General features: G+C 47.3%; 6 protein-coding genes and 3 pseudogenes. 4 read left to right on the plus strand and 5 right to left on the minus strand.

All coding sequences use genetic code 11. From position 1 onward, the window contains the following. Positions 1-73: 73 nt before the first annotated feature. Together ABZJ92_RS17850 and ABZJ92_RS17855 are read left to right on the plus strand one after the other, a co-directional pair. Positions 74-1015: pseudogene (locus ABZJ92_RS17850) on the plus strand (tyrosine-type recombinase/integrase); the annotation flags it as partial. A 134-nt stretch (positions 1016-1149) separates the two neighbouring features. Next, a complete protein-coding gene (locus ABZJ92_RS17855) occupies positions 1150-2433 on the plus strand; it encodes a putative acyl-CoA thioester hydrolase (RefSeq protein WP_001091542.1) in 1284 nt (427 codons plus the stop codon). Between the two features lie 140 nt (positions 2434-2573). Here the strand turns inward: ABZJ92_RS17855 and ABZJ92_RS17860 are convergent, their stop codons facing one another. The 3 genes from ABZJ92_RS17860 to ABZJ92_RS17870 all read right to left on the minus strand — a co-directional run bounded on the left by ABZJ92_RS17860 (position 2574) and on the right by ABZJ92_RS17870 (position 7498). Next, complete coding sequence (locus tag ABZJ92_RS17860; protein ID WP_025745432.1) at positions 2574-4754, minus strand: hydratase; 2181 nt, start codon at positions 4752-4754, stop codon at positions 2574-2576. Positions 4755-4936: 182 nt separating this feature from the next. Beyond that, positions 4937-6370, minus strand: a complete 1434-nt coding sequence (locus tag ABZJ92_RS17865; RefSeq protein WP_001036463.1) for an anion permease — start codon at positions 6368-6370, stop codon at positions 4937-4939. 75 nt (positions 6371-6445) lie between these two features. Then, on the minus strand, positions 6446-7498 hold the full coding sequence (locus tag ABZJ92_RS17870) for a 4-oxalomesaconate tautomerase (RefSeq protein WP_000723652.1): 1053 nt from the start codon (positions 7496-7498) through the stop codon (positions 6446-6448). Positions 7499-7681: 183 nt separating this feature from the next. Between ABZJ92_RS17870 and ABZJ92_RS17875 the strand changes: the two are divergent. After that, positions 7682-8635, plus strand: a pseudogene (locus ABZJ92_RS17875) (LysR family transcriptional regulator). Positions 8636-8675: 40 nt separating this feature from the next. On the opposite strand, the gene pgl reads toward ABZJ92_RS17875, so the two are convergent. Both pgl and ABZJ92_RS17885 read right to left on the minus strand, forming a co-directional pair. Continuing rightward, on the minus strand, positions 8676-9671 hold the full coding sequence (gene pgl / locus ABZJ92_RS17880; RefSeq protein WP_000815445.1) for a 6-phosphogluconolactonase: 996 nt from the start codon (positions 9669-9671) through the stop codon (positions 8676-8678). Between the two features lie 301 nt (positions 9672-9972). Next, a pseudogene (locus ABZJ92_RS17885) lies at positions 9973-10062 on the minus strand (DNA invertase); the annotation flags it as partial. Positions 10063-10552: 490 nt separating this feature from the next. Between ABZJ92_RS17885 and ABZJ92_RS17890 the strand changes: the two are divergent. Next, a partial coding sequence (locus tag ABZJ92_RS17890) for a leucine-rich repeat domain-containing protein (RefSeq protein ID WP_025715477.1) occupies positions 10553-11676 on the plus strand: 1124 nt, incomplete at its 3' end.

Consider the following 11676-nt stretch of genomic DNA (forward strand, 5'->3'; position numbering starts at 1 on the left):
TTCAGGGAAAAATATCATCAGATGACTGCTTAAAAAAAGAACAAATGGTAGTGTCCGCTATTGCCAGTACACCTCAATCACTGAAGCTATACAGGCCAACATTGAGTTATTTTCAGGACACAAACACAAGCCTCTGACAGCGAGAATCAACAGTGATAATTCTGTTACGTTACATTCATGGCTTGATCGCTACGAAAAAATCCTCGCCAGCAGAGGAATCAAGCAGAAGACACTCATAAATTACATGAGCAAAATTAAAGCAATAAGGAGGGGGCTGCCTGATGCTCCACTTGAAGACATCACCACAAAAGAAATTGCGGCAATGCTCAATGGATACATAGACGAGGGCAAGGCGGCATCAGCCAAGTTAATCAGATCAACACTGAGCGATGCATTCCGAGAGGCAATAGCTGAAGGCCATATAACAACAAACCCGGTCGCTGCCACTCGCGCAGCAAAATCAGAGGTAAGGAGATCAAGACTTACGGCTGACGAATACCTGAAAATTTATCAAGCAGCAGAATCATCACCATGTTGGCTCAGACTTGCAATGGAACTGGCTGTTGTTACCGGGCAACGAGTTGGTGATTTATGCGAAATGAAGTGGTCTGATATCGTAGATGGATATCTTTATGTCGAGCAAAGCAAAACAGGCGTAAAAATTGCCATCCCTACAACATTGCATGTTGATGCTCTCGGGATATCAATGAAGGAAACACTTGATAAATGCAAAGAGATTCTTGGCGGAGAAACCATAATTGCATCTACTCGTCGTGAACCGCTTTCATCCGGCACAGTATCAAGGTATTTTATGCGCGCACGAAAAGCATCAGGTCTTTCCTTCGAAGGGGATCCACCTACCTTTCACGAGTTGCGCAGTTTGTCTGCAAGACTCTATGAGAAGCAGATAAGCGATAAGTTTGCTCAACATCTTCTCGGGCACAAGTCGGACACCATGGCATCACAGTATCGTGATGACAGAGGCAGGGAGTGGGACAAAATTGAAATCAAATAATGATTTTATTTTGACTGATAATGACCTGTTCGTTGCAACAAATTGATAAGCAATGCTTTTTTATAATGCCAACTTAGTATAAAAAAGCAGGCTTCAACGGATTCATTTTTCTATTTCATAGCCCGGAGCAACCTGTGAACACATTTTCAGTTTCCCGTCTGGCGCTGGCATTGGCTTTTGGCGTGACGCTGACCGCCTGTAGCTCAACACCACCCGATCAACGTCCTTCTGATCAAACTGCGCCTGGTACCTCTTCTCGCCCGATTCTGTCGGCAAAAGAAGCGCTGAATTTCGATGCGCAACACTATTTTGCATCCCTGACACCAGGTGCTGCAGCGTGGAATCCGTCCCCGATAACCCTGCCTGCGCAACCTGACTTTGTTGTCGGCCCGGCGGGTACTCAAGGTGTAACGCATACCACGATTCAGGCGGCGGTAGATGCGGCAATTATCAAGCGCACCAACAAGCGCCAGTATATTGCCGTGATGCCTGGTGAGTATCAGGGAACGGTGTATGTCCCTGCTGCTCCAGGTGGAATCACTCTGTACGGTACAGGTGAAAAACCGATTGATGTGAAGATTGGGCTTTCCCTTGATGGGGGCATGAGCCCTGCCGACTGGCGTCACGACGTCAACCCGCGCGGCAAATATATGCCAGGTAAACCAGCGTGGTATATGTACGATAGCTGCCAGAGCAAACGCAGCGACAGTATCGGTGTTCTGTGTTCTGCGGTCTTCTGGTCACAAAACAATGGACTGCAACTGCAAAATCTGACCATCGAAAACACGCTGGGCGATAGCGTAGATGCAGGTAACCATCCGGCGGTAGCACTGCGTACTGACGGTGACCAAGTACAGATTAACAACGTTAACATTCTCGGTCGTCAGAACACCTTCTTTGTCACCAACAGCGGTGTGCAGAACCGTCTGGAAACCAACCGTCAGCCGCGTACGCTGGTGACCAACAGCTATATTGAAGGGGATGTGGATATCGTTTCTGGTCGCGGCGCAGTGGTGTTCGATAACACCGAATTCCGCGTGGTGAACTCACGTACCCAGCAAGAAGCATATGTGTTTGCACCGGCTACGCTGTCTAACATCTATTACGGTTTCCTCGCCGTAAACAGCCGTTTCAATGCTTCCGGTGATGGCGTGGCGCAACTGGGCCGCTCGCTGGATGTTGATGCTAATACCAACGGTCAGGTGGTGATCCGTGATAGCGCCATCAACGAAGGTTTTAACACGGCTAAACCGTGGGCCGATGCGGTGATCTCTAATCGTCCGTTTGCGGGTAATACCGGCAGCGTAGATGATAACGACGAAATACAGCGCAATCTGAATGACACTAACTACAACCGCATGTGGGAATACAATAACCGCGGCGTGGGCAGCAAAGTGGTTGCAGAGGAGAAGAAGTAAGAGCTATTAACTATTTGCCGGATGCGGCGTAAACGCCTTATCCGGCCTACGGTTCGATGCGATTTGTAGGTCGGATAAGATGCGCCAGCATCGCATCCGACAATAAGTGCCGAATGCGACCTACATTCACATGGCGCTTTTTACATCTGACGGTTTTTATTGAAGTTAATCAAACTACCCGCCTTGATAATCTCGCGCTCTTCAGCCGTCAGGCTTTCCATGTAAAGCGTAATTTCCGTTACCGGCGCATCTTCATGGATCACATAACCTTTAAACGTCGTACCCGGATTATCCAGCGCCGCTTTAATGCCAGGGATGTAAATGTAATCCCCCACTTCAAAGGTTGGCACTTCCGCCATCTGCAGCGGTAACATCCCCCAGTTGATGACGTTAGAACGGTAGCGTTTAGTCGCGTACTCCTCGGCAATATTCGCCAGACCGCCAATCACACGCTGGCAGCTCGCCGCCTGTTCACGCGCAGAACCATCGCCTGGTTTCACCGCATAGACCATGCTGCCAATTTCAGTTTGCAGCGGATCAATATGCTCCTGACCAGCAATCTGCTTAATGCGCGCAAACACCTCTGTCAGCTCGCTGACATTCCCCGCCAGACCAATCGGATTTGAACGATAAGAAGAGGTTTCACCGGAAGGAATCAGTTCGTCGGTGGTGGTGACTTCGTCGAGGATCTTCGAGCACACTTTCAGGACGATATTGTCAGTCAGCGCACCCAATTCCGGCCAGTCTTTAATGTTCGGTCCGTAAATCAGCGGTTGCTGAGTTGCCCCTTTCACAAAGCCCTGATAAACACGGTTTTTATACGGCGTTACATCGAAGGCGTACTCCGGCACGTTGTCCCAGCAATCAAGTTCGCTGGCAGAGGTTAAATAGCCACCGTTTGCCGCAGTCGCAGCGATAGAACGAGCGTCCATCAACGCCACCGCTGACATCTGCCCATTGGCTGGCTTAGAGCCTTCGCGGTTCGGGAAGTTACGCGTGGTGTGGCGAATACTCAAACCGTTGTTGATTGGCGTATCGCCCGCGCCAAAGCATGGGCCACAGAATGCGGTTCTGATGATTGCGCCTGCGCCAATCAAATCTGCTACCACACCTTTTTTGGCGAGATCCATAAACACCGGCTGTGATGACGGGTAAACCGCCAGCGAGAAGGTGTCATTGCCACAGGATTGACCGCGCAGTGCATTCGCCGCCGCGATGACGTTTTCGTAGTTACCGCCAGAACAGCCCGCGATAATCCCCTGCTGCACTTTCAGGCGACCATTTTCCACTTTATCCAGCAGCGAGAGTTTGGCTTTACCGTGCGCCACGCGTTCGGACTCAATTTCAATCTCACGCAGAATGTCGGTCAGGTTCTGGTTCAGTGTGTCGATTTCATACACGTTGCTCGGGTGGAACGGCAGCGCAATCATTGGTTTGATGGCGCTTAAATCAACGCTGATGCAGCCATCGTAGTACGCCATCGGTTGAGGGTTAAGCTGGCAGTAATCCTGACCGCGACCGTGCAGCGCCAGCCAGTTATGCACTTCTTCATCAGTTTGCCAGACGGAGCTTAAACAGGTGGTTTCCGTGGTCATCACGTCAACGCTGTTACGGAAATCGGTAGAGAGCGCGCTAACGCCCGGTCCAACGAACTCCATGACTTTGTTTTTGACGTAACCGTTTTTGAACACCGCGCCAATGATAGCCAGCGCCACATCCTGTGGCCCCACATACGGCGCAGGTTTTCCGGTCAGATACACCGCAACCACGCCCGGATAGTCGATATCCCAGGTGTCATTAAGCAGCTGTTTTACCAACTCACCGCCACCCTCACCGACTGCCATTGTCCCTAATGCACCGTAACGGGTGTGGCTGTCTGACCCGAGGATCATTTTGCCCCCGCCAGCCATCATCTCACGCATATATTGATGGATGACCGCAATATGCGGAGGCACAAAAATACCGCCATAACGCTGAGCTGCCGATAAACCAAAAACATGGTCATCACCGTTAATGGTGCCGCCGACGGCGCAGAGTGAGTTATGGCAGTTGGTCAGCACATACGGCAGCGGGAAACGTTCCATTCCGGACGCTTTAGCGGTCTGTACAATACCAACAAAGGTAATATCGTGAGAGGCTAATGAATCAAACTTAATTTTAAGTTTATCCATATTTCCGGACGTATTATGAGAAGAGAGAATAGACCAGGCAATAGTGCCTTTTTTTGCTTCTTCTTTTTTAATTTCGCCGGTGAAATGTTCTTCGGCAATTATTTCGTTATTACTGGCGAGAAACACGCCTTTTTCAGATAACTTGATCATCAAATGCTCCAGATATCTGCGCACCGTGAAGTGCGCAGAAAGATAATAAATGGATATACTCTAAATAATTCGAGTTGCAGGAAGGCGACAAGTGAGTGAATCCCCAGGAGCTTACATAAGTAAGTGACTGGGGTGAGCGAACGCAGACGCAGCACATGCAACTTGAAGTATGACGAGTATATTTACAGCATGTTCCAGCCGATCAGCATATTCCACCACCACACGCCGAGGGTGATATGCACCAAGAAGGTTAATATCGTCAGTACCGCACCGACCAACCACCAGGATTTAATATCGTTGTAACCCACGCCAAAGATGACCGGACCTGCCGCGCCGCCATAGTGAGTAACCATGCCGCCATAGGAGTTGGAGAACAACAGTGCCAGCGCGGTTAACATTAACGGTGCGCCGGAGACGTTCGCCAGCATGGCAAATACAGGTAACATAGCAACGATATAGGCACTACCGGAAGCGAAGAAATAACGCACGATGATGCTGAGGAAAATAATAACGAAGAAAGCAACGTTACCGTGACCATCAAATGCCAGGTTATTTTTAAAGACTTCAGCTAACCATTCGAAAAATTTAACTTTCGATAATAAGGAGCTTAAGCCGATAATACCGCCGTACCAGATTAAGGTATTCCAGCCGCCTTTATTTTTAACCACGTCTTCCCAGGTAACGATACCCAGCAGCAGCATGGTCGCCATAACAACGATTGCCACAGTGGATTCATCAACCCCCAGAGACTTACTGAAAATCCAGCCCAGTAGCGCCAGCACAAAGACACCGAGCAGCATTTTTTCGCGGATTTTCATCGGTCCCAGTTCGGCAAGGCCCGCTTTAGCGATGGTTTTGTTATCCACCTTTTTAATTTCTGGTGGATACATGGTGTAAATTACCAGCGGGGTGACCAGCAGCATAATGATGCCCGGCAATCCGGCGGCCAGCGCCCATCCACCCCAGCTAATTTGCAGGTGCAGAATGTCGTTGATCATTTTCAGCGCCAGAATGTTCCCCGCCATTGCGGTAAAGAACATATAGCTGGTGGTTTTGGTGACCATGTAAATGGACATCATCAGGTAATGTCCGACACGACGCGGACTTTTTTCCGGTTCGGACCCCAAAGCCACCGCCACGCTGTTGATGATCGGTAACACAATGCCGCCCGCACGCGCGGTGTTAGACGGTGTTGCCGGAGCCAGTACCAGATCGAGGAATACCGTAACGTAACCCAGACCCAGCATGGTGTTACCGATTTTACCAATCAGCAGATAGGCAATAAGTTTACCTAAACCGGTGGTCACAAATGCGGCGCTTAAGGTAAACGCCGAGAACACCAGCCAGGTAGTACCTGAAGAGTAACCGCTTAATACGGCGGTGGTCTTAAACGCACCGTCGGATAAGTTACCGACCACCACCATTGAGGCAGCAACGGCAATTAACAGTACGACAGGTTCCGGGAAAGGCTTGATAACCAGACCCACAATGGCCGCCAGGTAAATACCAAAAAGCACCCACGCCAGTTCGCTTAATCCTGCCGGAGCTGGCATAAAACCAATAATACATGGGATCGCTAATATCAGAATTAGCTTCCATAACGATTTCTTATTCATTTAAAATCCTGTTCTTTCTGTATGACTCATACAGAAGTCCTTTATTGATTGTCCTTATCCTGACAACGAATTTTTTCAGGGAAGATAAACTTCACCGGAAAATATTTTTCTGGTTGTCCGAATAACAGATGCGCGTAACGTCGTGGCATCCTGACCTTCATTACTTAAATGAACGTCGAGCGCACCACTGGGGTGTTCAATATTGATATTGCCATATCCTACAGAAGGGACGATTTGTCGGGTGACGGTGCCTTCCAATGCACAACTACTGGAAATAGCAATAGCACCGGTTATCGCCAGCGCGCGATGGCAAGAATGCGGCATAAAATAACGCACATTAATTGCCCCGCCTTTCTGCGCTGGAGAAATAAGCACAGGTTTAGGGATAACCATATTACTGACATCACCTAAGCCCATTGCTTTACCCGCTTGTAGCCGGATAGATTCAATGCGGGCTAATAATGCTTTGTCGGCATCCAGTTCCGCCGGTAATTCATAACCTGTTTTTCCCAGATATTCAGCCGGAATAATGACGACTGGCATCGCCATATCGATACAGGTCACCGGGACATCGTCAAAATAATCAATCTGATTATCAGTCGGGAAAACTTTTCCAGTTTTCGTTCCAGCGGCATTCAGGAAAGTGAGCGCAACCGGTGCGGCAGTACCCGGTACGCCGTCAATTCTGGCGCTACCCTCGTACTCGACAACACCATTTGGCGTTTGCACATCAGCTTCGATGAACGTACCCGTATTGACGTTGCGGATACGTACACGGGTAACTGGCGAAGTCGCTGCAATCAAACCATTTTCAATGGCGAATGCCCCTACGCCAGACAGCATATTGCCGCAGTTAGGCGTGGTATCGACACGTTGCTCATGGACGATAACTTGAGCAAACAGATAATCGACATCAGCACGCGGATCGCTGGAACGGCTAATAATGGCGACTTTACTGGTCAGTGGATTACCGCCGCCAATACCGTCAATTTCCAGATCGTTACCGGAACCCATAATTGCCATCAATATTTTATCGCGCTGCGTTTGATCTTCGGGTAAATGTTCCGCTAACAGGAACGCGCCCCTCGAGGTTCCACCTCGCATCATCACGCAGGGTATTTTTTTCATAATAATGCCCTCAATTTAAAAACATAACTTATTGCGATATGGTTACATTAAGGACAAAGCATCTCTAATGACTTTAGCTCAACGATTAATAACATTTTTTCATTAATTTAAGTTGGCTAAATGCAGTTAAAATTTTTAACGACCAGCCCCCCAAAATCGTCGCTTCCATTTTCCGGAGTAATAATGAAGCATGAATTATCAAGTATGAAGGCATTTGTCATACTGGCAGAGTCCAGTTCATTTAACAATGCCGCTAAATTACTCAATATTACGCAACCTGCATTAACGCGAAGAATAAAAAAGATGGAGGAAGATTTACATATTCAACTATTTGAGCGTACAACTCGCAAGGTTACGTTAACAAAAGCAGGAAAAAGGTTGCTCCCGGAGGCGCGGGAATTAATAAAGAAATTCGATGAAACGCTTTTTAATATTCGTGATATGAATGCTTATCATCGTGGTATGGTGACATTAGCGTGTATTCCGACCGCAGTATTTTATTTTTTACCGCTGGCAATCGGTAAATTTAATGAGCTGTATCCCAATATTAAAGTGCGGATTCTGGAACAAGGCACGAATAATTGCATGGAATCGGTGCTGTGTAACGAATCAGACTTTGGCATAAACATGAACAACGTCACAAATTCATCCATTGATTTTACCCCACTGGTCAACGAGCCATTCGTGCTGGCCTGTCGGCGTGACCATCCATTGGCCAAAAAGTAGCTTGTAGAATGGCAGGAGTTAGTGGGTTACAAAATGATTGGCGTACGTTCCTCCAGCGGCAACCGATTGTTGATAGAACAACAGCTAGCCGACAAGCCCTGGAAGCTGGACTGGTTTTACGAAGTGCGTCATCTTTCGACGTCATTAGGACTAGTGGAGGCAGGACTGGGGATTTCGGCGCTTCCTGGTCTGGCAATGCCCCATGCGCCCTATTCTTCGATTATTGGTATCCCACTGGTGGAACCCGTTATACGTCGGACATTGGGGATTATTCGCCGCAAAGATGCCGTGCTTTCTCCGGCAGCTGAACGCTTTTTTTCCTTGCTGATTAATTTGTGGACTGACGATAAAGACAATTTGTGGACCAATATCGTCGAACGCCAGAGACATGCGTTACAGGAGATAAGTTAATACACCGGCGCAGGAGAGACTGCGCCGGTTAAATCAGCGGTTAGTGTGCGTTAACCACCACCCACATTGGTCCCTGCCCGACCGCATAGCGGCCTTTTTCATGCAGTAGCCCCTGCTCGCCAACAATTTCGTATACCGAGATGTGGTGAGATTTTTGCCCAGCGGCAATCAGATACTTGCCGCTGTAATCAACATTGAAGCCGCGCGGCTGGGTTTCCGTTGGCTGGAAGCCTTCTTTACTCAACACGCTGCCATCTTCCGAAACGCTGAAAACGGTAATCAGACTGGCGGTACGGTCGCAGGCGTATAAATGGCGACCATCCGGGGTGATATGAATATCAGCCGCCCAACGGGTGTCGGAGAAGTTTTCCGGCATCATATCCAGCGTCTGGACACATTCGATATTGCCGTGCGGATCTTTCAGTTCCCAGACATCCACTGAGCTGTTTAACTCATTGACGCAATACGCATATTGTTCGTTTGGATGGAATACCATATGACGCGGGCCGGCCCCTTCAACGGTAGTCACTTCCGCAGGGTCCTGCGCCACCAGATGACCATCATCGCTGACCGTAAACAGGCAAATGCGATCCTGCTTTAATGCCGGAACCCACAGCGTACGGTTGTCCGGTGAGATATTGGCGGAATGGCAACCGTCCAGCCCCTCGACTACATCGACGACGCCCACTGGCAGGCCATCTTCCAGACGCGTTACGCTCACGTTACCCGCATTGTAAGAACCTACAAAGACAAACTGCCCCTGGTGATCGGTGGAAATATGCGTCGGACTACCCGGCAGCACAGACTCTGCGGCAAAGGTCAGTGCGCCATCGTCCGGGGCAATACGATACGCCAGGACGCGAAACTCAGGGCGAACACCAACATAGAGATAACGTTTGTCCGGGCTGACCACCATCGGCTGCACCTGCCCCGGCACATCGACAACCTGTGTCAGCGTCAGTGCGCCTTCATGATTCAGGTTCCAGACGTGAATTTGCTGGCTCTCAGGGCTGGCGATATAAACTGTTTGCTTCATGAACACACCTCAAAAATGATAAATCCCTTATCTTTCATACATATAACAACACTTACTGGATAAAAAACAGACAACAAAACACGATAAAATACAATATCGCACATCAATTAAATCAATAAGTTAGCACTCCATTTCGAATGGCATATTACTAAAATATTAGTCACCGACACGAATTTGACAATGCCACAGATATTTTCGCGACTATTCAGGGAGTATGACTCTCCCCGCTTTTGTTTACCTGTATCAACGACCGTAAACACTATGCCATAACAACTTCTGGCCAACTTCCCATTCGCGCAACAATCAACTCACTTCCGGCACAAATAAACGCATTACGTTGTAGATCGGTATTCTGGTCATTTGTTGATACGCGTACATAGCCAATAAGCATGGTCAATCCCCCTGTTAACAAGACACTGCGTCAAAAGTCGGGGGGGAGAATTGGGTGATCTCCTTCCATGGGAATACACAGTCATTATAAAATAGAATGTACTGTTTTTTTAAAGAAAAAAACAGTACATTGAGATATGATTTTGATCATTACTAAATCCTTTGCTGAAGTTACTATGTATATAAGCTTATTTTATACATGATTATTAGCAACAAATATTACCAAGTCAAGTAGTCAGGCTGGCTAAAATAGTTGGAGATGTTGTAGTATCTTACTCAAGACTAATGTCCTCTGGTATAAATCCTCTGCATTGTGAATATGTAAAACATCAAAAAAAGATGAACCAAATATACGAAAAAAGCAAATATACTTACTAGGGTAGAAAGCATGATATAACACTCATTCCCTTATGGCGAATATTCTGAAACACCCTCCTCATTAGGAGAGATACATTAAATACAATTTATTCACAATCTAATTCCATATCCATATGCGAGAAATTAATATGCTCAGAAACATTTCATCCTGTTTATTTCCACATATCAGCACAATTACATCCCCCAACCATTATTTGTCCGAATGGGATGATTGGGAGAAACAGGGGTTACCGGAAGAACAGCGTACTGAGGCGGTAAGAAGACTTCGTGCATGTCTTACCTCTAAGGGGCATAAACTGGACCTGCGAGCCTTGGCGCTTTCCTCGCTACCTGTACTCCCTGCTTGCATTAAAAAGCTTGATGTGAGCTGTAATAAATTAACCATCCTTACTGATTTACCTGAAAATATTAAAGAACTTATTGCAAGAGATAATTTCTTAACACATATATCTGCATTACCACATTATCTAATAACTTTGGATGTGTCCGAAAATCAATTAGAGAATCTGCCGTTATTACCAGACACCATCAAATCACTAAGCGCAGAGTATAATAGGTTATCCACACTGCCTTCATTACCCTTGAATTTAAAAAAACTTGAGGTTAGGAACAACGAACTGCAAACTCTTCCATCTCTGCCTTCTAATCTTAAGATACTTAAGGTTGCGCACAACCATCTTACTGAACTGCCCCCTTTACCTAGGAGACTGCAACTTCTTTTTGCATATAGCAATAGATTAAGCAACTTACCAAACATCCAAGAAAATATTATCATGAGAAGATTTTTTTATTTTGAAAACAACCAAATAACTACAATCCCGACAAATCTTTTTCGTTTAGATCCTCATATAACTATTGAGATTGCAAATAACCCCTTATCAGATCAAACTCTGCTATTCTTAATACAGCAAACTTCGGTTCCAAATTTTAACGGGCCTCAGTTTCGTATTTCCCTGTCAGACCAAAACAGACTGTTTTTACGCCAGATGTTGCCGCAAAATTTACATTCGCGCCATATCAGAGTCATCACTGAAGGGGGGCAGAACTTTCAGATCCCCCCTCTTCCCGAAACTGTGGCAGCCTGGTTTCCTGAAGCAGATCGTCGGGAGGTTTCTACACAATGGACTTCTTTTTCCACCGAGGAGAATTCCCGGGCATTCTCCGCGTTCCTTGACCGCCTTTCCGATACCGTCTCTGCACGCAATACCTCCGGATTCCGTGAACAGGTCGCTGCATG

Origin of the sequence: Shigella sp. FJ200513, assembly GCF_040495915.1 — a bacterium.
Taxonomy (GTDB): Bacteria; Pseudomonadota; Gammaproteobacteria; order Enterobacterales; family Enterobacteriaceae; genus ECMA0423.

Coding starts and splice junctions, on each gene's coding strand:
- ABZJ92_RS17865 (WP_001036463.1), bottom strand. CDS start 6,370: ATGAATAAGAAATCGTTATGGAAGCTAATTCTGATATTAGCGATCCCA.
- ABZJ92_RS17870 (WP_000723652.1), bottom strand. CDS start 7,498: ATGAAAAAAATACCCTGCGTGATGATGCGAGGTGGAACCTCGAGGGGC.
- ABZJ92_RS17860 (WP_025745432.1), bottom strand. CDS start 4,754: ATGATCAAGTTATCTGAAAAAGGCGTGTTTCTCGCCAGTAATAACGAA.
- pgl (WP_000815445.1), bottom strand. CDS start 9,671: ATGAAGCAAACAGTTTATATCGCCAGCCCTGAGAGCCAGCAAATTCAC.